Origin of the sequence: Pseudomonas sp. FP597 (assembly GCF_030687435.1) — a bacterium.
GTDB lineage: Bacteria > Pseudomonadota > Gammaproteobacteria > Pseudomonadales > Pseudomonadaceae > Aquipseudomonas > Aquipseudomonas lactucae.
The window spans coordinates 2,256,883-2,280,876 of the sequence record NZ_CP117432.1; the positions used below are offsets into that span (position 1 = coordinate 2,256,883).

General features: G+C 60.4%; 20 protein-coding genes. 7 read left to right on the plus strand and 13 right to left on the minus strand.

From position 1 onward, the window contains the following. Window positions 1-25 precede the first annotated feature (25 nt). From PSH66_RS10590 to hemB, 3 genes are all read left to right on the plus strand, one after another. Entirely contained in the window at window positions 26-724 is a 699-nt protein-coding gene (locus tag PSH66_RS10590) for a glutathione S-transferase N-terminal domain-containing protein (RefSeq protein ID WP_305429006.1), read from the plus strand. Window positions 725-726: 2 nt separating this feature from the next. After that, window positions 727-1,569: a PhzF family phenazine biosynthesis protein gene (locus tag PSH66_RS10595; protein WP_305429008.1), complete on the plus strand. Its 843-nt coding sequence runs from the start codon at window positions 727-729 to the stop codon at window positions 1,567-1,569. 116 nt (window positions 1,570-1,685) lie between these two features. Then, a complete protein-coding gene (gene hemB, locus PSH66_RS10600) occupies window positions 1,686-2,660 on the plus strand; it encodes a porphobilinogen synthase (RefSeq protein WP_305429009.1) in 975 nt (324 codons plus the stop codon). A gap of 84 nt (window positions 2,661-2,744) precedes the next feature. Here the strand turns inward: hemB and PSH66_RS10605 are convergent, their stop codons facing one another. The 3 genes from PSH66_RS10605 to PSH66_RS10615 all read right to left on the minus strand — a co-directional run bounded on the left by PSH66_RS10605 (window position 2,745) and on the right by PSH66_RS10615 (window position 8,715). Next, entirely contained in the window at window positions 2,745-3,194 is a 450-nt protein-coding gene (locus PSH66_RS10605) for a hypothetical protein (RefSeq protein WP_370694829.1), read from the minus strand. Continuing rightward, on the minus strand, window positions 3,163-7,899 hold the full coding sequence (locus tag PSH66_RS10610) for an RHS repeat-associated core domain-containing protein (RefSeq protein ID WP_305429603.1): 4,737 nt from the start codon (window positions 7,897-7,899) through the stop codon (window positions 3,163-3,165). The genes PSH66_RS10605 and PSH66_RS10610 overlap by 32 nt, the downstream gene beginning before the upstream one ends. Before the next feature lie 201 nt (window positions 7,900-8,100). Then, window positions 8,101-8,715 carry a LysE family translocator gene (locus PSH66_RS10615; protein WP_305429010.1) on the minus strand — a complete coding sequence of 205 codons (615 nt, stop codon included), beginning with the start codon at window positions 8,713-8,715 and terminating at the stop codon, window positions 8,101-8,103. 144 nt (window positions 8,716-8,859) lie between these two features. On the opposite strand from PSH66_RS10615, the gene PSH66_RS10620 reads away from it, so the two are divergent. Next, entirely contained in the window at window positions 8,860-9,945 is a 1,086-nt protein-coding gene (locus PSH66_RS10620) for a DUF1615 domain-containing protein (protein ID WP_141064853.1), read from the plus strand. Here the strand turns inward: PSH66_RS10620 and PSH66_RS10625 are convergent, their stop codons facing one another. Then, a complete protein-coding gene (locus PSH66_RS10625) occupies window positions 9,946-10,740 on the minus strand; it encodes a DUF4349 domain-containing protein (RefSeq protein WP_141064852.1) in 795 nt (264 codons plus the stop codon). Between the two features lie 157 nt (window positions 10,741-10,897). Here PSH66_RS10625 and PSH66_RS10630 point away from each other — a divergent pair, with 157 nt between their 5' ends. Continuing rightward, complete coding sequence (locus PSH66_RS10630; protein ID WP_305429012.1) at window positions 10,898-11,317, plus strand: PaaI family thioesterase; 420 nt, start codon at window positions 10,898-10,900, stop codon at window positions 11,315-11,317. A 170-nt stretch (window positions 11,318-11,487) separates the two neighbouring features. On the opposite strand, the gene PSH66_RS10635 is transcribed toward PSH66_RS10630, so the two are convergent. From PSH66_RS10635 to PSH66_RS10645, 3 genes are read right to left on the minus strand one after another with little or no spacing between them, the layout of a single operon-like run. Beyond that, window positions 11,488-12,669, minus strand: a complete 1,182-nt coding sequence (locus PSH66_RS10635; RefSeq protein ID WP_003173069.1) for an acetyl-CoA C-acetyltransferase — start codon at window positions 12,667-12,669, stop codon at window positions 11,488-11,490. A gap of 11 nt (window positions 12,670-12,680) precedes the next feature. Next, window positions 12,681-13,340: a CoA transferase subunit B gene (locus tag PSH66_RS10640; RefSeq protein WP_003173071.1), complete on the minus strand. Its 660-nt coding sequence runs from the start codon at window positions 13,338-13,340 to the stop codon at window positions 12,681-12,683. Window positions 13,341-13,374: 34 nt separating this feature from the next. Next, window positions 13,375-14,073: a CoA transferase subunit A gene (locus tag PSH66_RS10645; protein ID WP_003173073.1), complete on the minus strand. Its 699-nt coding sequence runs from the start codon at window positions 14,071-14,073 to the stop codon at window positions 13,375-13,377. A gap of 137 nt (window positions 14,074-14,210) precedes the next feature. On the opposite strand from PSH66_RS10645, the gene PSH66_RS10650 reads away from it, so the two are divergent. Next, complete coding sequence (locus PSH66_RS10650; RefSeq protein WP_003173074.1) at window positions 14,211-15,113, plus strand: LysR family transcriptional regulator; 903 nt, start codon at window positions 14,211-14,213, stop codon at window positions 15,111-15,113. Window positions 15,114-15,172: 59 nt separating this feature from the next. On the opposite strand, the gene PSH66_RS10655 is transcribed toward PSH66_RS10650, so the two are convergent. From PSH66_RS10655 to PSH66_RS10680, 6 genes are all read right to left on the minus strand, one after another. Next, entirely contained in the window at window positions 15,173-15,502 is a 330-nt protein-coding gene (locus tag PSH66_RS10655; protein WP_003173075.1) for a hypothetical protein, read from the minus strand. Between the two features lie 510 nt (window positions 15,503-16,012). Beyond that, complete coding sequence (locus PSH66_RS10660) at window positions 16,013-16,858, minus strand: NAD-dependent protein deacetylase (protein ID WP_305429014.1); 846 nt, start codon at window positions 16,856-16,858, stop codon at window positions 16,013-16,015. Between the two features lie 8 nt (window positions 16,859-16,866). Next, complete coding sequence (locus PSH66_RS10665) at window positions 16,867-17,307, minus strand: CBS domain-containing protein (RefSeq protein ID WP_003173077.1); 441 nt, start codon at window positions 17,305-17,307, stop codon at window positions 16,867-16,869. Between the two features lie 128 nt (window positions 17,308-17,435). Beyond that, a complete protein-coding gene (locus PSH66_RS10670; RefSeq protein WP_305429015.1) occupies window positions 17,436-19,385 on the minus strand; it encodes a DNA topoisomerase III in 1,950 nt (649 codons plus the stop codon). Window positions 19,386-19,610: 225 nt separating this feature from the next. After that, on the minus strand, window positions 19,611-21,233 hold the full coding sequence (locus PSH66_RS10675) for an MFS transporter (RefSeq protein ID WP_305429016.1): 1,623 nt from the start codon (window positions 21,231-21,233) through the stop codon (window positions 19,611-19,613). A 65-nt stretch (window positions 21,234-21,298) separates the two neighbouring features. After that, window positions 21,299-22,945, minus strand: a complete 1,647-nt coding sequence (locus tag PSH66_RS10680) for a GMC family oxidoreductase (protein ID WP_003173080.1) — start codon at window positions 22,943-22,945, stop codon at window positions 21,299-21,301. 129 nt (window positions 22,946-23,074) lie between these two features. Here PSH66_RS10680 and PSH66_RS10685 point away from each other — a divergent pair, with 129 nt between their 5' ends. Then, complete coding sequence (locus tag PSH66_RS10685) at window positions 23,075-23,968, plus strand: LysR family transcriptional regulator (protein ID WP_003173081.1); 894 nt, start codon at window positions 23,075-23,077, stop codon at window positions 23,966-23,968. Window positions 23,969-23,994 lie beyond the last annotated feature (26 nt).

Genomic DNA, 23,994 nt, shown 5'->3' on the forward strand with positions numbered 1-23,994 from the left:
GCTTTCTGCCCCTGGGGTCGTCCCGATGAACGCACTTGCCGCTTTCCCGATCAACAGCAAATGGCCTGCCCAGCACCCTGAGCGCCTGCAACTGTACTCGCTGCCCACGCCCAACGGGGTAAAAGTCTCGATCATGCTTGAAGAGCTGGGCCTGCCTTATGAGGCGCACAAGGTCAGTTTCGAGACCCAGGACCAATTGTCCCCCGAGTTCCTGTCCCTGAACCCCAACAACAAAATTCCCGCGATCATCGACCCCGATGGCCCGGCCGGCCAGCCGCTGGCGCTGTTTGAGTCCGGCGCGATCCTGATCTACCTGGCGGAAAAAACCAGCCGGTTGCTCTCCGAAGATCCCGCGACACGTTATGAAACGATTCAATGGCTGATGTTCCAGATGGGCGGCATCGGCCCGATGTTCGGCCAGTTGGGTTTTTTCAATAAATTCGCCGGCAAGGACTACGAAGACAAACGCCCCCGCGACCGTTACGCCGCCGAGTCCCGCCGCTTGCTGCAAGTGCTGGAAAAACGTCTGCTCGGCCGCACCTGGATCATGGGCGATGACTACAGCATCGCCGATATTGCGACCTTCCCGTGGATCCGGAACCTGATCGGCTTCTACGAGTCGGGTGACCTGGTGGGCATCGCCGACTTCCCCAACGTACTGCGCGCGCTGGATGGGTTTATCGCCCGGCCTGCGGTAATCCGTAGCCTGAATATTCCGAGCTGAGCATGCCGACTTTCGATTTCAAACAACTGGATGTCTTCAGCCGTGTGCCGCTCAAAGGCAACCCATTGGCGGTGGTATTGGGGGCCGACAGCCTCAGCGACCGGCAGATGGCCGACTTCGCCAATTGGACCAACCTCAGCGAAACCACGTTTTTGCTGACGCCGCGCGATCCAAGGGCTGACTACCGGGTAAGAATTTTTACCACCGTCCAGGAGCTGCCGTTCGCCGGGCACCCGACACTGGGCAGTTGCCACGCCTGGCTGCAAGCGGGAGGGGTGCCCCAAGGCGAGGAGATCATCCAGGAGTGCGAAATTGGCCTGGTGCGTATCCGTCGTCAAGGCGATGGGCTGGCATTTATCGCACCGCCGTTGTTGCGCGCGGGACCGGTGGAAGATGATGTGCTCGAACGCGTGCGCCAGGCATTGAACCTTGCGCCGGGGGCAATCGTGCGCAGCCAGTGGGTGGACAACGGCGCCGGTTGGCTGGCGGTGATGTTGGCTGATCGCCAGGCGGTGCTTGATCTGCAGCCGGACTATGCGCAACTGCTTGGCCTCGCGGTAGGCGTAGTCGCCCCGTGCAACCCGGCGTGCGACGAGGTGGATGCAGACTTTGAAGTGCGCGGTTTTATCGCCGGCGACGGCGCCCCGGAAGACCCGGCCACCGGCAGCCTGAATGCCGGGGTTGCCCAATGGTTGCTGGGTGAGGGCCTGGCGCCGGCGTGTTATATCGTCAGCCAGGGCACGGCCATGGGGCGTGCCGGGCGTATCCACATTGAACGCCAGGGCGAGGAAATCTGGGTCGGCGGCGCCGTCGCGGTGTGCATCGAAGGCCGTCTACGGCTCTAGATCAATGAATTATTACGGACCGCGCAATACACTGTTGGTCCCTGGGCATTTGTGTTGCCAGGGTTTGGGGGCATAAGCTTTCGCCCCGAAGTTTTTGTCTTTAAGTCAGGAAAACCATGACCAGCCAGTTCCCTCAAGCCCGCCCACGCCGCCTGCGCCGCTCCCCGGAGCTGCGTGGTCTGTTCCAGGAATCCGAGTTCACCCTCAACGACCTGGTACTGCCGATTTTTGTTGAAGAAGAAATCGACGACTTCGTCCCGATCACCAGCATGCCGGGTGTGCAGCGCATCCCCGAGAAAAAACTGGCCGGCGAGATCGAGCGGTATGCCCGCGCCGGCATCAAATCGGTAATGACCTTTGGCGTGTCCCACCACCTGGACGCCAGCGGCAGCGACACCTGGAAAGAACGCGGCCTGGTCTCGCGCATGTCCTCGATCATCAAGGACGCGGTGCCGGAAATGGTCGTGATGTCCGACACCTGCTTCTGCGAATACACCGACCACGGCCACTGCGGCGTGATGCACGGCGCCCATGTCGACAACGACGCGACCCTGGTCAACCTCGGCAAACAAGCCGTGGCCGCCGCCCGCGCCGGTGCCGACGTGATCGCCCCCTCGGCCGCCATGGACGGCCAGGTCCAGGCGATCCGCCGCGCCCTGGATGACGCCGGTTTCATCCATATTCCGATCATGGCCTACTCGACCAAATTCGCCTCGGCCCTCTACGGCCCCTTCCGCGAAGCCGGCGGTAGCGCGCTCAAGGGCGACCGCAAAAGCTACCAGATGAACCCGATGAACCGCCGCGAAGCCGTACGCGAATCGCTGCTCGACGAACAGGAAGGCGCGGACGCCCTGATGGTCAAACCGGCCGGTGCCTACCTCGACATCATCCGCGACATCCGCGAGGCCTCGCGTTTGCCGGTGGCTGCTTATCAAGTGAGCGGTGAATACGCGATGATCAAGTTCGGTGCCCAGGCGGGGGCGATTGATGAGGATCGCGTGGTGCGCGAGACCCTGGGCTCGATCAAACGGGCGGGGGCGGATTTGATTTTTACCTACTTTGCGATGGATTTGGCGTTGGCTGGGGTCTAAGGACGCCGTTTATCCCCTGTGGTGAGCGGGCTTACTTATCACAGGGGGAGGAACGCGATCTTTCATATTTATTTTGAACAGTGCTTAGTTAAACTTTTCGTAATCCTCCGCACCTAATGACGCCAACCATTTATTGAAGAAATCAACTTGCTCTTGTGGGTTATTTGTTAGGTTTTCTTCTTCATAGTCAAATAAATGGACTATGTTGTCGCTGGTGGCTTGTTGGCCTAGCGTCATTTCGTATGCGACAAGCCCAGCGCTCATTTGAGAACCCATTCTTGAGGGTTTAACATTTATTTTTGCCCCTTTGCATAGAAATGTTATATGCGGGAAATCTGCTCGGATTTTTGCGAAGCAAACATACAGATCTTTTCCTTCATAAACTTTTTTAAAGTTTTCGGCTTCTGAAAATGTCATGGTGAGTTTCGTTGAGTTATATTTGACGGTGACCTGTTTGTGTTCGTTATTGATTATTGCTTTTATATTTTTGGTTTTCATTTTATTACCTGTTGGGGTTTGGTATTGAATATCCAACGTAAGTTCCATCAGCTTTTATTGGGGTGGCGCCTAGTATGTCCTCTGTATTAATTTTATGATGGATAGCAAATTCTTGTTCTTTCGGGTAAGGCGCCTGCTTTCCTAATTCTGTATTTATATCATGGCCCTCAATATTTCTAAGCGTATATAAATAGCCTTTTTTGTCTCCATAGCTGGTAGCAAAGGTGATTGCGACTGCTCGGGATGGCGATGTACTTATGAAGTTGCTTGGCGGGTCGTCGCTGTCAATTGCGTGTAGGTATAAATCTTCGCTGTTGCCTTTGCTTTTAAACCCATTTTTGAAGACTTCGTTTGGAGGGATTTTGTCCCCGCGAAAAAGATATTCTTCATCACGACGCGAAGATGGAAGGTTGGGTTCGGCTTTTTTACTTGATGTCTGTGCTGAAGGATCTTCAACGCCTAAGGATGGTTTACATCCTTTCGTGCCAGGACATTTACTCAGTCCAAGCGGATCGATCCAACCCGTCGGGTTGGGCGCGTACTGGTAGGTGTTGATCCCACCCGCCAGCTTCACCGGGTCCGGCGTCAGGTAACGACCAATATCAGGATTGTAGTAGCGATGGCGGTTGTAGTGCAGCCCGCTTTCCGGGTCGAAGTATTGGCCTTGGAAACGCAGCGGGTTGTCGACTTTTCCGATATCGAGGCGGCTGATTTGACCGTAGGCGCGGTAGTGGGCGGACCAGACCATTTCTCCGTCTGGGGCGGTCAGCTCCTGGGGTGTGCCGAGGTGGTCGAGTTGGTAGTGGTAGGGTTTTGTTTCCTGTGGACCAAAGCCTTCCAACAGGGCCAAGGGCCGGAAACTGTCCGGCTCGTAGAGGTAGCTGCGATGGCGGTCCGCATGGTGCTCGGCGATGAGTTTGTCGCCTTGCCAGAAGAACTCCGTGGTGATGTCGTTGACGGTTTTGCTGATGCGCCGCCCAAACGGGTCATAGCGGTAACTCGCGGTCTGGCCGTTGGGCTGGGTGAGGCCAATCAACCGGTGTTGGCAGTCGTAGCGGTATTCGGTAACGAGTTGATGACCCTTGCCGCGCCGTTCGCGGATCAGGTTGCCGAAGGCGTCGTAGTCGTAGTGCCGATCACCCTGAATCATCAACCGATTGCCCGCCACGATGTCGGGGCCGGGGCGGTCTTGCATGAGCAGGTTGCCGGCGGGGGTGTGGGCGAAGCGTTCTTGCTGGTCTTGCGAGTGATCGGCGCGGGTCAGCCGGTTGAGCGGGTCGTAGCGGTAGTGGTGTTCGCCTTTGCGGGTGTCATTGAGGCGGGTGAGGTTGCCGGATGGGTCGTAGTCGTAGTGGCGTTGGTAAAAATAGTTCTCCTGCTGGGTGACGGTGTGGGCGTGCAGGCGGTGCTGCTCGTCGTAGTGGTAGTGGCTGAGGAGTTGGCCTTGTTGGCGTTGGTGCTCCTGGCCGGCTTTGAAGAGGTGCGAGGTGAGCAGTGCGCCGTTGAGTTCAACGGTGGCGAGGTGGCCGCCCTTGGCGTGGCTGAACACCAGTCGGTTGTTGTCTGGCAGGCGTAGATGTTGAAGTTGGCCGCAGGCGTCGTAGCCATAGCGCAGGGTGCCCCAGCCCTGATGTTCGGCGGTGAGGCGATTTTGAGCGTCGTATTCGTAGGCCAGTGCCCAGTGGCCGTCGTCGACGCTGAGGAGGTTGCCTTGGCGGTCGTAGGTGTAATCGACTGTGTTGCCGTCGGGGAGGGTTTTTCGTACGAGGCGGCCGGCGTGATCGCGCTGGTAAACGGTAACTAGCTGACGACCGTCGTCGCCGTGTTCGGTTTTTTCCCGTAGGTTGCCGTTGAGGTCGTAGACGTAGGCGGTGCGCTGGCCGTCGAAGCCGATTTCCTGTTGGATCAGGCCGTTGGGGTGGTAGTCCAGTCGGTAGATTTCGCCGATTTCGTTTTCGATGTCGGTCAGCAGCAGTCGAGCGTTGTCGTAGCGGTACTTGACCTGAGTACCATCGGCGTTGATGCGGCGGCTGATCAGGTGCAGGCCGTCGGCGTATTCGTAGCGGGTGATGTGGCCGAGTTCGTCGCGTTCGGCGGTGATTTTTCCGTAGGGGTTGTAGCTGTATTCCCGCGTTGCACCGCCGGGGAGTACGACGCGAATTAGCCGACCAACGCTGTCCCATTGGTATTGGTTTAGCGCGCCTTGTTCATCCTCGCGGGCGATCTGGCGACCTAGATCATCGTAGCGATAGCGCTTGATGCCTCCGTTCGGCAATTGCTCTTCAAGCAACTGGCCGCGTTCGTTCCAGACCAGGCGATGACAGCTGTGATCGGGATACCAAACCCCAATCAACTGCCCATATTGGTTGTAGCTGTAGTCCGTCACTTGGCCGTCGGGATCGGTCCTACGCGTCACATCGCCCTGATCGTTACGCTCGTACTTCCAAAGCGCCTTCCCACGCCGCACAACCCGTACGAAACCATTGTCATGCTCGTAGGACGTCGGCTCATCATCCCCCGGAAACACCGCCACTAAACGTCCGGCGTCGTCGTATTGATACGCCGTCACTGCGCCCAGCGGATCCTGCTCGACCGTCAGCCGGCCTTTAACGTCGTAGGATTTGAAATGCTGGGCACCGTCCGGATCGATGCGCTGCACCAGCCGTGCGCGGTCATCGTGGACATACACTTCCTGACTGCCATCGGCGTTATGCACGACAACGTGGCCGTCATCACCCCAGACATACCGCGTGTCCATCTGCGAAAAACTGGCCCAGTGCCGAACACAGCGCGCCGCCTTGCCAGCTCTTTCCCATTCCCAAAAGAAACTCGCGCCACCGGCCAGTCCACGCTCCAGAATGACGTGCTGCTCGTCGTACCGATAAACCTCACTTTCGCCTACCGCATTGGTCGCGCAAACCAGTCGTCCCAGGTCGTCATAGGCGTAGGAAACAACGCTCTGCTCAGTGATCCATTCGTAAGGCTCATACCCCTTGGCCCGCTGAACCTGGTAATCCACCGCCACAATGCGGTCCAGCTCATAACGCAAACACAACGAGCGCCCGACGCCGTTATCCAACCGCTCAATGCGGCCCATAAAATCCCGGGCAATCCGCAGCCGGTTGTCATACGCATCGCTGATCGAGACCAGCACACCGTCGCGAAAGTGATAAAACCGCGACGCCTGGGCCAGCACCAGCTCATCCGGCGAAGGCCCCAAATAAATCGCTGCTTCAGCCAGGCTATTGGTGATCGCCGGTCGCGCCTCAGTCGGCAGCGGAAACTCAGTCGAGCGGTTTTCATGGTCCGTCCACACCACCGAATCGCCCGAAACAGAAAGCCGCTGCGCCAGCGAATGGCTCCAACCAAACCCGAGCCCAACATCCACTTCCACCGCACTGGTGCGATACAGCCGCGTCCACTCAAACGGCAATATCCCGTCCAGCACACCATCGGTCAGGGTGAGCAATTCCTCCCCGGTCACCATCGACACCGGGCAGCCATTGGTGACGGTCTTATCCGAAGCGGCCGCCGCATCCCCGTTCGGGTTTTTCCCTGACGCAGACACGTCGTCGACATGCTCCTGCCTGACCAAAACCGTCTGCTGGGACTTGTTACGAACCAACGGAACAGGGTTCGAAACCACCTGCTCCCCAACTTTCAACGGCGCAACCGGAACCGTCTTGACCGGCGTCGCCACACTGCCCAGCAGCAATGGCCTGGCCGCTGCGATATGCGGTTCAAGACCCGGCCCCACAATCTGCTTGGCCAGCAGTTCCAATAACTCACGCGCCCGGGCGGACTTGATCGAGCCCAGCACCTGAGCCCCCAGCCGCACCGCGATCCCCATCGCACCCAATGCACGCATCAACAGCAGATTGATCAGCACCTCGCCGGTGATCTCTCCCCACAGTTCATTCATCTGCGGCGGCGGCAACATGCGCATCCAACTGACCATCGCCGACAGGTAGATAAACAGCAGCGGCTCATCGCTGAGCACCAGCAAGCCGTTGGCAATCGAGTCGCTGCCCAGTTTCAGCAGCGCATCGAGTTCGGCCTGGGAGATAAAGGCCAACAACTTTTCGCTGTTGACCTGGAGGTCCGCCAGCAGCTCATACAACTGTGTGACGTTGTCCCACAGGTTGAAGAGGGCTTTTCCAAGACCGCTGATAAACGCCGCTTCCAGCATTCGGCGACGATCAAGTGGCTTGGCGTCGGCATAATCTTTCCACTGGCCCTGGAAGGTCGTGGTCCACGCTTCACGCAGGCGGGTGTCCAGTACCGCGATCACCGACTGATAAGACGCATACAGCGCCTTGACGTGATCCCTGGAAACGTTGGGATAGAAATTGATCCGGTACTGCTGGTTGCGATCACACTCGCTGACTTCGAGAACGCCGCTCGGGCCAATGGTCTTGTGGATCGGCTCGCCCAGCGGGCCACCGTTTGGGTCGATGCGTTGCAGTACCACCGGTGTATTACCGATGGGCACAAACTGCGTGCTTTGAAACAGGTGCACCAGCGTCAAGGTGCCGTTGGCCGGGCATGTGGCGACGGTGGTGCTGGGAAAGAGCGAGCGGTTGATGGGGGCGGCCAAGGCCACCTCATCGCCCACCTTGAATACCTGCTCGATATCCAGTGCCGAGAAGCTCCAAAAGCGCTCGGCCCAGTCGTCAAACGTATTCAGGCAGTCACGAAAATCACGCAAGACGCCGTCGATATCGACTGTCTTGACGTCCATTGGGGTCAGGGCCAGCCGGCCAATGGCCGGGTTCAAGACACGGCCCCATCAACCAGGGCCATTACGACAAAAACCATCTGCACTCCCTCGCACTGTGTATTCAGGCGAGGGACTTTGCAGAGGTTCTCAGGGCGGGGGAGTAGAGCTTATCCGGCGCTTACGTGGGATGTTTCAGCGGTTATCGTCAGCTACAAAAAGCCTTTAGCGCTGTGCAAACGCCAAATTCAACCCCAGCCCCGCAAACGCCGCCGCAAAACTGCGGCGCAGCCAGTTCTGCACGCGCGGTGACTCGATCACCGCGCGGCGAAATACGTTGGCGAGCAGGCCATACAGCACGAACACCGCAAACGTCATCGCCATGAACACACTGCTCAGCACCAGCATTTGCACGGCAGGGGCGGTGTTACCTGGCGTCACGAATTGGGGGAGGAAGGCCAGGAAGAAAAGGGTCAGTTTGGGGTTGAGAATATTCAGCAAGACGCCACGGACTATCAGGCTGCGAGCTGTGCAAACCACCGGCGTGTCATTCATGGCAAAGGCCGAACGGTCGCGCCAGGTAGCGTACGCCAGGTACAGCAGGTAGGCGGCCCCGGCGAATTTCAGCGCTTCGAACGCCAGGGCGCTGGTGTGCAGCAGGGCTGAAAGGCCGAGGGTCGAGGCCAGCAGATGCGGGATGATCCCGGCGGTGCAGCCCAGCGCGGCGCACACGCTGGCGCGCTTGCCGGCGGTGAGGCCAGTAGAAATGGTGTAGATCACGCCGGTGCCGGGAATGAGCACGACGATCAGGCAGGTGACGAGGAAGTTCAGGCTAAGCATGGCATTCAAACTCCTTGTACGAATGGGTGATGAAAGATCCTGTCACGTTCAGTCGGTGCTGGCGAGAGGGCAAGTTGGCGAACCCGCGTTAGACTTACCGGTCCATATCGGCAACGCCCGGCCCATCGCCTTCAAGGAAGCCCAATGTCCCTACGCCGCCTGATTCTGTGCCTCACCCCCTGGCTGGTGCTGGCCGGTTGCTCCACTTCACGCGGCCCGCAGCAGCCGGAGCGCAGCGAGGCCGAGGTGAAGGCGCAGATCGTGCGCTTGCTGCCGGCCAAGGTAGCGGACCGTAACGGCTGGGCCCAGGACATCTACACCGCCTTCGATACCCAGAAGATCTACCCCAGTACCGAGAACATCTGCGCCGTGCTGGCGGTAACCGAGCAGGAGTCGACGTTTCAGGTCGACCCACCCGTGCCGAACATGGGCAAGATCGCCCAGGACGAAATCCTGCGCCGGGCCGGCAAGGTGCATGTGCCTGCGTTCGTGGTGAACAGCGCGCTGCAATTGAAATCGCCCACCGGCAAGTCTTACGCCGAGCGGTTGAGCACGGCGCGCACCGAGAAAGACCTCAGCGGCATCTTCGATGACTTCATCAGCATGGTGCCCTTGGGCAACACCCTGTTTGGCGGCTTCAACCCGGTGCATACCGCCGGCCCGATGCAGGTCAGCATCGACTTTGCGCAGCAACAGGCGCGGGGTTATCCCTACACGGTGGACGGCACGATTCGTCGGGAGGTTTTCACCCGGCGTGGCGGCATGTACTTCGGCATCGCCCACTTGCTGGGTTATCCGGTGAACTACGACCAGCCGCTGTACCGCTTCGCCGACTTCAATGCCGGCTGGTACGCGAGTCGCAATGCCGCGTTCCAGGCGGCGGTCAGCCGGGCTTCGGGCACTGAGCTGGCGCTGGATGGGGACTTGATCCGTTATGGCTCGTTGCTGCCCGGCACCACCGAACTGGCGGTACGTTCTCTGGGCGCCAGGCTGGACATGCGTAACCCCAGCATCCGCAGCCAACTGGAGCAGGGCGAGCGGTTGGATTTTGAAGACACCACCCTCTACAAACGCGTGTTTGCCCTGGCCGACAAGGCCAACGGCACGCCGATGCCACGGGCGATCCTGCCGGGCATTGTGCTCAAGAGCCCGAAGATCACCCGCAATCTCACCACCGCCTGGTTCGCCAAGCGCGTGGATGAGCGCTATCAGCGCTGTATGAAGCGCTGATCAGGGGCGGCGGCGCACAAACTTGCGCCACAGCCACACCCACAACCAGACCACCGGGAACGCCAGGATCACAAAGGGCAGCACGTAACTGGCACGTTCCAGGGCGTCAGCGGTGCCTTCCAGCATATTCGTGCCAAGGTTACTGAACATCCGGCTCAAGCGTGACGGTTGGTTCGCCCCGTCCGAGGAGCGGAAATTCAGGGTGACACGGTTAGTGTCGAGGCGACGTTGCTGGCCGGCCGCGACCTGGGCCAGCGCTTGCAGGTCGTTTTCGATGGCGGCCTGTTCCTTGCTCAAGGCGATCAGGTCGCTGACGGTGATGTCCTTGCGCTTGGCCAGTTCGTCGAGGCGTTGCTGCTGGGCTTGCAGGCGCTCCTGACGGCGGCGCACGTCGGCGACAACGTCGGCCAGGTCTTCGGCGGTAGTGATGCGCTGGCCGAGCGTGCCGCCTTCAGCGGCCAGGGCAACCATCGGTTCCACACCGGTGGGCGCGATGCGCAGGATGATCTCGCCGCCGCTGCTGTCTTCGCTGATGCCGAGGATATTGCAGGCGCCGAACCGCGCCGTTTCGCAGGCCTCGCGCGTGGCCTGCATGCGCGGTGCGAGCAGGGCGCCAGGCAGGGCCAGGGTCAGTTCATGTTCGTAGGCCAGTTGCGCGCCGGCCCGGCCTTGCTCGCCGTTGACGGCGGCGGCGCGGGAGTGGTCCTTGGGCGAACAGCCGGCCAGCATCAGGCCGGTCAGTAAGAACAACAGAGGTATGCGAAACGGGCGAGGGGTGCCGTCCAGGTGGCGCATTGTGGTTCCTTGAGGTGTGCGAGAGCAATTGGCGGCGATTAAAGCGGGTCTGGCGGATTAACGCAAAGTATCGCGCAAGATTTGCACGGCTGATGGTGGTGGCCGGGATTCGGGAGCGGGCGTACACCTCAAGCCTGACGCCAAGGAACAGCTCATTATGATTACTCACACTGTGCCCGAAGGTTTTGTCTCGTTGCCCCGCAGCAGTCCGTTGCTGGATCTGCTGGGCCCGGTGTACTGCCGGGGTGACGGCCTGCACCTGGAGATCGGCCTGCGCGCCGACAATCGCCATGCCAACGGGCGCGGCACCGTGCATGGCGGGGTGCTGGCGACGTTGGCGGATATCGGCATGGGCTACGCCATGGCGTTTTCCAGCGAGCCGCCGTTGCCGTTGATTACCGCGAGCATGACCGTGGATTACCTGGGGGCGGTACAGGTCGGGGAGTGGATCGTGGTGCGCTTGGAGCATCACAAGCGGGGGCGGCAGATGGCGTTTGCCACGGTGAGCCTGCAGGTGGGGGAGAAGGTGGTGGCGCGGGCGAGTGCGGTGTTTGCGGTGCCTCAATGTGACAGGTAACGAGGATCTGGTGCGGGAGGGGGTTTTTTCAGGTCTACCGGATAAAGAAAAGGCCCGGTTTTCGTGGAACCGGGCCTTTCCAGTGTTGCTCTTGTCGAAGGGGGCCGCTGCGCAGCCCAATGGGAGCAAGCTCCCTCGCCACAACGGGCCTTTACTGTGTTGCTCTTTTATCAGCCGCGCTCAAGGGCCAGGGCTACGCCTTGGCCGCCACCGATGCACAGCGTTGCCAGGCCTTTCTTGGCGTCGCGCTTGATCATCTCGTGCAACAGAGTCACCAGCACGCGGCAACCTGAGGCGCCGATCGGGTGGCCGATGGCGATGGCGCCGCCGTTGACGTTGACCTTGTCGGCATCCCACTCCAACTCTTTGCCCACCGCCAGGGATTGCGCGGCGAAGGCTTCGTTGGCTTCGATCAGGTCCAGCTCGCTGAGCTTCCAGCCGGCCTTGTCCAGGCATCGACGGGTAGCCGAAACCGGGCCGATGCCCATGATGGCGGGGTCGACACCCGCGTTGGCGTAGCTGGCGATGCGCGCCAAAACCGGCAGCCCCAGGGCTTTGGCCTTGTCGGCGCTCATCAGCAGCACGGCTGCGGCGCCGTCATTGAGGCTGGAGGCGTTGCCGGCGGTGACGCTGCCGTCTTTCTTGAACGCCGGCTTGAGTTTGGCCAGGGACTCGGCGGTGGTGCCGGCACGCGGTTGCTCGTCCACGGCGAAGGTTACCGGGTCGCCTTTGCGCTGGGGGATCAGGATCGGCGTGATTTCGTCGGCAAAACGCCCGGCTTCAATCGCCGCGCTGGCTTTTTGCTGGGACGCGGCGGCAAAGGCATCCTGGGCTTCGCGGCTGATGCCGTACTTGTCCACCAGGTTCTCGGCGGTGATGCCCATGTGATAGTCGTTGAACGCATCCCACAGGCCATCGGTGATCATGCTGTCGATCATCTTGGCGTGACCCATGCGCAAACCGGTGCGCGCAGCGGGCAGTACGTACGGGGCCAGGCTCATGTTTTCCATGCCGCCGGCGATGATCACGTCAGCGTCGCCGCAACGGATCGCCTGGGCACCGAGGTGCAGGGCCTTGAGGCCCGAGCCGCAGACCTTGTTCAGGGTCAGGCTCGGTACGGCGTGGGGCAGGCCGGCGAGGATCGAGGCCTGGCGCGCCGGGTTCTGCCCTGAGCCTGCGGTGAGTACCTGGCCGAGGATCACTTCATCGACCTGGGCCGGGTCCAGGCCCGTCTGCTCCAGCAGGCGACGGATCACGGCGGCGCCCAGTTCCGGTGCCGGAATATTCGCCAGCGAACCCTGGAAGCTGCCCACGGCGGTGCGGGTGGCAGCAACAATCACGACGTCTTGCATGGAGTCTGTCCTCACTGGAAGTGCATTTCCGGAACGTGGTCCGGGACGATCAGTTTACCGGCGGTCTTGCTCACAATCTCTTCAATGCTGACGCCAGGTGCGCGTTCCTTGAGGACAAAAGCGCCATTCTCGATCTCCAGGTACGCAAGGTCCGTCAGTACACGCTTGATGCAGTTGGCACCGGTCAGCGGCAGGCTGCATTGGCTGAGCAACTTGGACTCACCGTCCTTGGAGGCGTGGGTCATGATCACGATGATGTTTTCCGCGCCGGCCACCAGGTCCATGGCGCCGCCCATGCCCTTCACCAGCTTGCCGGGGATCATCCACGAGGCGATGTTGCCGTGCACGTCCACTTCAAACGCGCCGAGCACGGTGAGGTCGACGTGGCCGCCGCGAATCATCGCGAAGGACTCGGCGGAGGAAAAGATCGATGCGCCGATACGCGCCGTCACGGTTTGTTTGCCGGCGTTGATCATGTCGGCATCAATGGTTTCTTCGGTCGGAAACGGACCCATGCCGAGCAGGCCATTTTCCGATTGCAGCATCACTTCCATGCCTTCGGGGATGTAGTTGGCCACAAGGGTCGGAATGCCGATGCCGAGGTTGACGTAGAAGCCGTCCTGCATTTCGCGGGCGACGCGTTGAGCCATTTGTTCGCGGGTAAGAGCCATGTTATGCGTCCTTATTGTTCGGGCTGGGGGCAGATTATTTGCGCACGGTGCGCTGTTCGATGCGCTTCTCGAACGTGCCGCAGATGATCCGGTCGACGTAGATGCCAGGGGTGTGGATCTGCGCCGGGTCCAGCTCGCCCGGTTCGACGATTTCCTCGACTTCGACCACGGTGATCTTGCCGGCGGTGGCGGCCAGTGGGTTGAAGTTTTGGGCGGTATGGCGGTAGATGACGTTACCGAAGTGGTCGGCTTTCCAGCCTTTGACGATGGCAAAGTCACCGGTGATGGACTCTTCCATCAGATACGGGCGGCCGTTGAATTCGCGGGTTTCCTTACCTTCGGCGACGGGGGTGCCGACACCGGTGGCGGTGAAGAAGGCCGGGATGCCGGCACCGCCTGCGCGCATTTTTTCCGCCAGGGTACCTTGGGGGGTGAGGACTACTTCGATTTCGCCGCTGAGCAATTGCTTCTCGAACAGGGCGTTTTCACCCACGTAGGAGGCAATCACTTTGCTGATCTGCTTTTGCTCCAGCAGCACGCCCAGGCCGAAACCGTCGACGCCGCAGTTGTTGGAAACCACTGTCAGGTCGCGGGTGCCTTTGCGCTTGATCTCATTGATGAGGTTTTCCGGAATGCCGCATAGGCCAAAACCGCCGGCAAGCACAGTCATGCCGTCCTCCAGGCCTGCCAGCGCTTCCTCGTAGGACGCCACGCGTTTATCGAAACCTGCCATGTGCATGCACCTCTATTTATTGTATGTGGGCCAGCCAATGAACCGAGTGTTGCGCCGACAGATTGATTTGTTAAGTTGTTTTTTTAGGTTGATTGATTTAGAAAACAGCATAGTTCATCCCTTTCCGGAGCAGCGCCATGACGGTCAAACAAATGCGTGCCTTTCTGGCCGTGGCCCAGAGCCTGAGTTTTGCCGCCGCGTGCGAGCGCCTGCACCTGTCCCAGTCGGCGCTGAGCCTGACCATCAAGGGGCTGGAAGAAGGCCTGGGCGGGCGCCTGTTCAGCCGTAACACCCGCAACGTGGCCCTGACCCCGGAAGGTGAATCCCTGTTGCCGTTGGCCCGCCGCTTGATTGCCGATTGGGACAATGCCGAAGATGAACTGCGCCAACGTTTCACCCTGCAGCGTGGGCGGGTCACGGTGGCGGCGATGCCCTCGTTTGCGGGCAATTTGCTGCCGCCGATCCTGAAGATATTCCGCGCACGTTACCCCCAGGTGAATGTGACGGTGCATGACTTGATCAATGAGCAGGTGCTGGAGATGGTCCGCGACCGCCAGGTGGAGTTGGGCGTGGCGTTCGAGCCTGCGCAGGGCTCCTCATTGGCCTTCACACCGCTGTATCTGGACCGCTTCATCGCGGTGGTGCCCAGTGATTCGCCATTGGCGCAGTGTGACGAGATCACCTGGAAAACCTTGCTGGAACAACCGTTCATCACCTTGCAGCGGCCGTCCACCGTGCGGGTCATGCTGGAAGAGCACTTGGGTGCCTTGCAGATGAAGCTGCCCGTGGCCTTGGAAAGCCACCAACTGGCGACGGTGGGCAAGATGGTTGCCAGCGGCCTTGGCGTCAGTGCCGTACCGGCGTTGTGTGCGCAGCAAATGGAGGAGGCAGGGGCCCATTGCATCACCTTGAACAGCCCGGTGATCGAACGACCGATTGGTGTATTGACCAAACCAGGGCACGAACTGTCGGCGGCGGCGCAGGTGTTGTTTGATATTTTTCGGGATGAAGCGAGGAAAGGCCGGTTTCCAACTTTTTGAGGCTTAAAACAACGAGGGGAGCTATCAGCTCCCCTCGTTGTTGTCAGTCGAGTTGTTACTTAGTAATAGCGGTCGATCACCTTAACTTGCGAGTTATCCTTGAAAGATTCCCAGGCATTGTTAAGTGTGTCGAATACTTGCTCGATAAAGTTTCGATCGGCTGCGGCCTTCTTGCCGACATAACCCTGGCCACGGCGGTACATCTTCAGGCGCGCCGCCAGCTCACGGTGATTGCGGTCAAACTCGGCTTCTTCGGTATGGGGCGCCAGGCAGTCAATTTGCACTTCGCCCGATTTTCCTACCCACAGAATATGATCGTCGAGTGTGTCTTTCTGCGCTGCGAACATCTCAGCCAATTCATCGATAGTAGGTTGATTGTTCAGATTCATGTGTAAGCCCCTTGACCAGTTGGCGATCTATCAGTTGATTCCGTTAAAACTGCTTAGTTGTCTCCGGCGTTAAACGCCGGGCGTCAGTGACGGTCTGCCGAATACGGGCAGGGTCTTGAACCTGATGCATGTAGTTTTGCTGATGAACTGCTACGCAATGCATTCATAACGAAGACAAGCAGCCTTTGAGCTCCTTGTACCCATCCCTTTCGGAGCAGGTCAGCTTCATCAATCTGCCTTGTGGGCAGTGCACATCCGGAAAAAACAGCTCGGCGGTCAGACGAGCGCTTTCAAAACACCTGTTACCAACGCTCCCGATGCGGGAGACGTCTAGATCATGCAAGGACAAAAAGGTTACGTCAACGGTTATGTAGTGATTATTTTTGCTCACTACATAAATTTCAGGCGGGGCGGGGGCATGCATGGAAATGTGACTTGAGCGTCATTTTCTGGCGTGGTGGGTCGCTTGAGTGAGGGGCTGGATTCAGCACAAACCCATGTTGAGGCGGACTATCCGAGTCGCTTGGCAAGCAGCGGCAACAGCGCCTCGCACGACGCCTCGATCTTCACCTGTAACAGCTCATCCCCACGGGTCTTGCCCAGGTTGATGGCAATGACCGGTTTGCCTTGTTCGACCATTGCCTTGCACAGCCGAAACGTCGAATAGGCCATCAGCGACGAGCCCACCACCAGCAGCCCTTCGGCATGTTCCACCGCCGCCATGGCCTTGGCCGCCGTCGGCTGTGCAACGTTCTCGCCGAAAAACACCACATCCGGTTTCAGACGTTGACCCTCGCAATGGGGGCAACGCGGCACCTGGAAGCGCTCTTCGAACGCGGGGTCGAGCAAGGTATCGCCATCGGGCGCTTGCACGGCATCGACGCCGGCCAGGTAGGGGTTATCCATCTCCATCATCCGCTGGATCACATCGCGCTCGCTGCGCTGCCCGCAATCCAGGCACAGCACACGGTGCAGGCTGCCGTGCAACTCAATCACATCATGGCTGCCGGCCTGATCATGCAGGGTGTCGACGTTCTGGGTAATCAGGCCGGTGATGCTTTGGCGCTGTTGCAGGGTTGCCAGTGCCCGGTGGGCGTCGTTCGGCTGGGCGATACGTACTCGCGGCCACCCCAGCATCGCTCGCGCCCAGTAACGGCGCCGTGCTTGCGGGGTGGCCAGGAATTCCTGGTACAGCATCGGCGCCTTGCCACGGCGCACGCCTTCGCTGTCACGGTAATCGGGGATTCCCGATGGCGTGCTGATCCCCGCACCGGTCAACACCAGAAAGCGCCGTTCGGCCATGGTCCTGTGCAGGGTGTCGAGATCGTCTTCCTGATAGGCCAGGGTATCGAGCATGGGTTCTCCTATTCGCCGCGAATGTATTGCTCCAACTGCTTGATCAACGCGGCCTGTTCGGCGATGGCTTCCTTGACCAGGTCACCAATGGACAGCAGCCCCAGCAGTTTGCCGTCTTCGACCACGGGCAGGTGGCGCAGGTGACTGTCGGTCATGATGTTCATGCATTCTTCCACGCTTTTATGGGTATCGACGGTGATCACCGGCGAACTCATCACTTCATGCACCTTGGTGGTGACTGACGACAGGCCCTTGAGCATGATTTTGCGCGCGTAATCACGTTCGCTGATGATACCCACCACCACGTCACCCTTGACCACCGGCAAGGCCCCGACGTTTTTTTCCGACATCCGCACCAGCGCCTCAAACACGGTGTGGTCCCATTTGATGGTGTGGACGTCCTGGTTTTTATGGTCCTTGGCTTTGAGCAATTGTGCGACGGTCTTCATGGCGGCCACTCCGGTGTTGTTGTAGGTAGTCCAGATCCCCTACAGAATCCTAGACCGAACCCGCCGTAGCAAGGTCCAATGCGGCGTTAAACCTGTCGAAAAACGTCATTTGCCGGTTTTTTCGCTGTTTATCCCATATTTCCCGGTTTTTTGCCGCGCTTGGGGTTGGCGGCGGCCTTGCGTGGGGCAGCCTTGCGCTTGTTTTTCCACGGCGTGGCTCCTCGGCCCGCAGGGCTGGCCGGGCCGGTGATGGTCATGCGCATGCCATTGCAGCGCGCCACCTGCTTGCTCATCCAGGCCGCCTGCTTGGCGACGAACTCCTCCAGGCTCATCTCACCGCTTTGCACCATGTCCAGCGCCTGTTCCCAAATGGCGGTGGTGCCAGGGTCTGCGATGGCGCGGGGCACCGCGTCGATCAGGCTGAACGCCGCCGCGGTGGCCGACAGTGCCTTGCCGTTTTTCACAAGGTAACCGCGGTCGAGCAGGCCCTGGATGATCCCCGCGCGGGTCGCTTCGGTGCCGATGCCGGTGGTGTCCTTGAGCTTCTGTTTGAGCAGTGGGTCTTCCACCAGCTTGGCGACGCTTTTCATCGCCTTGATCAGGTCACCTTCGGTAAAGGGTTTGGGGGGTTGAGTCCATAGGTCCTTGAGGTTGACCTTGGCCACTGCATAATCCTGACCCTGCACCAGTGTCGGCAGGGGCTGAGGTGCCGGCGCTTCACGGCCCTTGGCCGGCGCGAGGGCTTCGGGCAAGGCGCGCTTCCAGCCCGGTTCAATCACCACTTTGCCCACCGCGCGCAGTGCCTGGCCCGCGCAGTCGAAATCCGCCTGGGTACGGTCGTATTCATGGTTGGGCAGGAACTGCGCCAGGTAGCGCGCGCGAATCAGCGTGTACACCGCACGGTGCTTGCCGGTGAGTTGCCCCACGTCTTTGCCCGCCCCGGTGGGGATGATGCCGTGGTGGGCGCTGACCTTGGCGTCGTTCCAGGCCCGCGAGCGACGCTGGGGATCGATATGCGGCATCAGATCGGCCACCGCCGTATCGGCGCGGCCCAGCGCGGCGAGGATCTTCGGCGCTTCGCTGTGCTGGCTCACGGGCAGGTAGCCGCAGTCACTGCGCGGGTAGGTGATGACCTTGTGGGTTTCGTAGAGGGACTGGGCGATGTCCAGGGTTTCCTGGGCACCGAGGCCGAGTTTTTTGGAGCAGATTTCCTGCAGCGTGCCGAGATCGAAGGGCAGGGGTGCCACTTCACGCATGCGTTCGGTGCGCAGCTTTACCAGGTGGGCGCTGGCGGCGCTGCGCATCGCCTCGGCGGCTTCGTTGGCAAATTGCGGGTTTAGGCAACGGCCCTGGTCGTCGCAGACATCTTCGCCAGCACGCCATTGAGCAGTAAAGGTCATGCGCTCGTGACGCAAATCCACATCGATGGCCCAGTAAGCCACCGGTACGAAATCGGCGATGCTGCGATCGCGGTCCACCACCAGGCGCAAGGTTGGCGTTTGCACGCGGCCCACCGGCAACACACCTTGATAGCCGGATTGACGTCCAAGCAGGGTAAACAGGCGGCTCATGTTCATGCCGATCAGCCAGTCGGCGCGAGAGCGGCCCAGGGCCGAGTGATACAGGCTGAATGTCTCTGCGCCGGGCTTGAGCGCCGCCAGGGCCTTGCGAATGGAGGCATCGTCCAGCGCCGACAGCCACAGGCGCTGAATCGGCCCGCGATAGCGGCAATGCTCCACCAGCTCACGGGCGATCATCTCGCCCTCGCGGTCGGCGTCGGTGGCGATTACCAGTTCCTGGGCTTCCCCCAACAAGCGCTTGACCGCCTTGAACTGGCTGGCGGTCTTGGGCTTGACGAGCATCTTCCATTTTTCCGGGACGATGGGCAGGTCGGCCAGCACCCAGCGTTTGTACTTGGCGTCGTAGGCGTCGGGCGGGGCGGTTTCCAGCAGGTGGCCGATACACCAGGTGACCGTGACCCCATTGCCCAGCCAGCACCCGTCGCCACGGCGACTGGCGCCGAGCACGGCCGCGATGTCCTTGGCCTGGGAGGGTTTTTCACAGAGGTACAGCCGCATGGTCGCCACATCAGATCGGGTTGATGCTGTGCAGGATGCTTAGTCAGCGCCGATTCGGCAACCATTATCTGTATGGATGTACAGCAATTTGTGTGAGTGGCTGAATTCCAATGTGGGACGGGGCTTGCTCCCGATATAGCGGTGGTTCAGCCAATGCAACTGTGACTGAGCTATCGCTATCGGGAGCAAGCCCCCTCCCACAGGGGGTTGTCGGTGTCTGGAAGATCAGTTGTTATCGATATCCACATGCCGCGTTTCTTTGAGGCAGAACAACCCCACAATCAGGCTCACGCCGGTAATCACCACCGGGTACCACAGGCCGTAGAAAATATCCCCGGTGTACACCACCAGTGCAAACGACACGGTCGGCAGGAACCCGCCAAACCAGCCGTTACCGATGTGGTAGGGCAGCGACATCGAGGTGTAGCGGATGCGCGTCGGGAACAGTTCCACCATCAGCGCTGCGAGTGGGCCGTAGCACATGGCTGCGATCAGGATCAGCGCGACGATCAGTATCACCACCATCACTTTGTTGACCTGCGCCATATCCGCCGAGGATGGGTAGCCGGCCAGGGTCACCGCGCCGCGCAGGGCTTGTTCGTCAAATCCATCGATGCGCACGTCACCGACGCTCACCTGCACCGGGCTGCCGGCGGGTGCGGCGGCGCTGCTGTACGGCAGGCCTTGCTTGACCAGGAAGGTTTTGACCTTGTCGCACGGGCTGTCAAAACGTGCCTTGCCCACCGGGTCGAACTGGAAGGTGCAGGTGGCTGGGTCGGCCAGCACAGTGATCGGCGCCTGGCGGCTGGCCTGGTCCATGGCCGGGTTGGTGTAGTGCGCCAGGCTCTTGAAGATCGGGAAGTACAGCACGGTCGCCAGCAGCAGGCCGAGCATCAGTACCGGCTTGCGCCCGATTTTGTCCGACAGCCAGCCAAAGAAGATAAAGAACGGCGCGCCTATGACCACGCTGATGATCAGCAGCATATTGGCCAACGCCGGGTCCATCTTCAGGAACTGGGTGAGGAAGAACAGCACATAGAACTGCGCGGCGTAGAAGGTCACCGCCTGGCCGCCGTTGATGCTGAACAGGGCGATCAGCACCACCTTGAGGTTTTCCCATTTGCCGAACGACTCACGGATCGGCGCCTTGCTGGCCTTGCCTTCCTCTTTCATCTTCAGGAAGGCTGGCGACTCGTGCAGGCTCATGCGGATCCAAGTGGAAATGCCCAGCAGCACGATGGAGAACAGGAACGGAATACGCCAGCCCCACACTTCGAACTGGTCGCCGGTGAAGTACCGGCAGGCCAGCACCACCAGCAGCGACAGCAGCAGGCCGATGGTCGCGGTGGATTGAATCCAGCTGGTATGAAAGCCGCGCTTGCCGGCCGGCGCGTGTTCCGCCACATAGGTGGCCGCGCCGCCGTATTCACCGCCCAGCGCCAGGCCTTGCAGCATGCGCAGCACGATCAGGATGATCGGCGCCGCAATGCCGATGCTGGCATAGGTCGGCAGCAGTCCGACGCAGAAGGTCGCCACGCCCATCAGGATGATGGTGACGAGGAAGGTGTATTTGCGCCCGATCATGTCGCCCAGGCGGCCGAAAACCAGCGCGCCGAACGGCCGCACCACAAAGCCGGCCGCAAAGGCCATCAAGGCAAAGATGAACGCAGTGGTGTCGTTGACTCCGGCAAAGAACTGCTTGCTGATGACGGCGGCCAACGCGCCGTAGAGGAAAAAGTCATACCACTCGAACACCGTCCCCAGGGACGAGGCGAAGATGACTTTCTTGGAGTCGTTGCTGGTGCTCGCGTCGCGCGTCGAGCCCAGGGGTTGAGCGTGTTCTGACATCGGGTAGCCCTCACAGTGATTATTTATTGTTGTTCCACTGTCGGCGCCGGGTACGGCGCCGCTATTCAGATTGCATGAATCAGTTCTTTCTCCTGGGCGAGGCTCCTTGTAGGCGGCGAAAGGATCATCTGCGCGGCTTTCTCCGCGATCATCAGCGTCGGTGAACAGGTGTTGCCGGAGGTGATGCGCGGCATGATCGAGGCATCGGCAATGCGCAGGCCGGGTACGCCATGCACCCGCAGTTGCGCATCGACCACCGCGTCTTTATCGCTGCCCATGCGGCAGGTGCCTACTGGATGGAAGATCGTCGTGCCGATGCGCGCGGCGGCTTCGTGCAGTTGTGCTTCGGTTTGCAGCGAGTCGCCCGGTAAATATTCGACCGGGTTGAACTGGCTCAGGGCCGGTGCGGCGACGATGCGACGGGTCAGGCGAATCGCGTCGGCGGCCACGCGCAGGTCTTGCGGGTGGCTGAGGTAATTGGGCTGGATCAGCGGCGCATCCGATGGGTTGGCCGAGCGGATATCGATACGGCCACGGCTTTGCGGACGCAGGTCGCACACCGAGGCGGTGAACGCCGGGAACCCGTGCAATGGCTCGCCGAACCGCTCCAGGGACAGTGGTTGCACATGGTATTCAAGGTTGGCCGAGGTCTGTTCCGGGCCGGAGCGCGCAAACGCGCCGAGCTGGCTGGGCGCCATCGACAGCGGGCCGCTGCGGTCATACAGGTAGCGCAAGCCCATGCCCATCTTGCCCCACAAGGTGCCGGCGATCTGGTTCAGGGTGCGGGCGTTTTCCAGCTTGTAGATCAGCCGCAGTTGCAGGTGGTCCTGCAGGTTGCCGCCGACGCCGGGCAGTTCATGCAGCACCTCGATGCCCAGCGGTTTGAGCACGCTGGAAGGGCCGATCCCCGAGCGTTGCAGAATACCTGGAGAACCCACGGCACCGGCGCAGAGTATGATTTCCTTGTTTGCCTTCCAGCGCATTGGCTGGTCGTCCTGACGCCCGATCACGGCTGAGGCACGGCCGTTTTCCAGCAGCACGCGGTCCACTTCCACACCGGTCAGCACCGTGAGATTGGGCCGCTGGCGGATCGGCTTGAGAAACGCCTTGGCCGCGTTCCAGCGTACCCCGGCTTTTTGATTGACCTGGAAGTAGCCACAGCCTTCGTTATCGCCCTGATTGAAGTCGCTGATCGTGGCGATGCCGCTTTGCGCCGCCGCGTCGCGAAAGGCGTCCAGGATCGGCCAGTGCAGGCGCTGTTGTTCGACGCGCCATTCACCGCCATCGCTGTGAAACTCCGAGCTGCCGGCAAAGTGGTTTTCGCTTTGCTTGAACAGCGGCAACACGTCTTTCCAGGCCCAGCCGGGGTTGCCTTCAGCCGCCCAGCCATCGTAATCCTGGGCCTGGCCGCGCATGTAGATCATGCCGTTGATGGACGAACAGCCCCCCAGCACTTTGCCTCGCGGATAACTCAGCGCACGGCCTTGCAGGCCTTCCTGGGCTTCGGTCTTGAAGCACCAGTCGGTGCGCGGGTTGCCGATGCAGAACAGGTAACCGACGGGGATATGGATCCAGGGGTAATTGTCGCGGCCGCCGGCTTCGAGCAGCAGCACGCGGTGGGCAGGGTTGGCGGACAGTCGATTGGCCAGCAGGCAGCCTGCGGGGCCGGCGCCTACTACCACGTAATCGTATTGCGCAGCTGCAATGGACATCTGAGGTCTCGCTTGTTTTTCTTATTGGGCCCATCCTAGTTGTTAGTTTTCGTCTTAAAAATGTTAGTTTTTACCCAGCTGCTGTGCGTTTTTAAACAGTGCTGCCCAGGCTGATGGAATGGAGGCGACATGTTCGACTGGAATGACCTGCGGTTTTTTCTTGAGTTGCAGCGCAGCGGCCGCCTGCTCACTGCCGCGCAGCGCCTGAAAACCACCCACGCCACCGTGGCGCGGCATATCGAAGCGATCGAGAAAAGCCTCGGCACCGCGTTGTTTGTGCAGCATGCCCAGGGCTACGAACTGACACCCTCCGGCGAGGCGCTGCTCAAACACGCCGAAGCCATGGAAAACGTCGCGCTGCTGGCCGAAGACGAACTCACGCACTGCGCCGCGCCCCTGGGCAAGATACGCCTCGGCGTGGCCGAAGGCCTGGGCGTGATGTTCCTCGCCGGGCGCATGGGCGGACTGTTCGAACGCTACCCCGGGCTGGAGGTGGAGCTGGTCGCCGTGCCGCGCTTTGTCAGCATCCTCAACCGTGAAGCGGAAATCAGCATCCACCTCGAACGTCCCAGCGTCGATCAACTGGTGACGCGCAAACTCACGGATTATCGTCTCTCCCTTTACGCCAGCCGCGCCTACCTGGATCGCAATCCGCCGATTGAAAAACGCGAGGATCTGGCGGCCCATTCCTGGATCGATTATGTCGACGATCTGCTGTTCAGCCAGGAGCTGAAGTTCCTCAGCAGTTTTTGTCGCAACCCCAAAGTGGTGTTCCACAGCACCAGCGTCATCGCCCAGCACCAGGCGGCGCGCTCGGGTTTGGGGATTGCGGTGTTGCCGTGTTTCATGGCCGCCAGCGACCCGGACCTGGTGGCATTGCTGCCGCAGGAGGGTATCCAGCGCAGCTACTGGATCAGCTCGCGCCGGGAGCTGCACAAATCGGTGCGGCTGCGGGTGCTGTGGGATTACGTGGTGGAGTTGTGCGCGCGCGAGCAGGGGCTGCTGTTGGGCGAATCCAACTGAAGAAACCGAATCAAAACTGTGGGAGC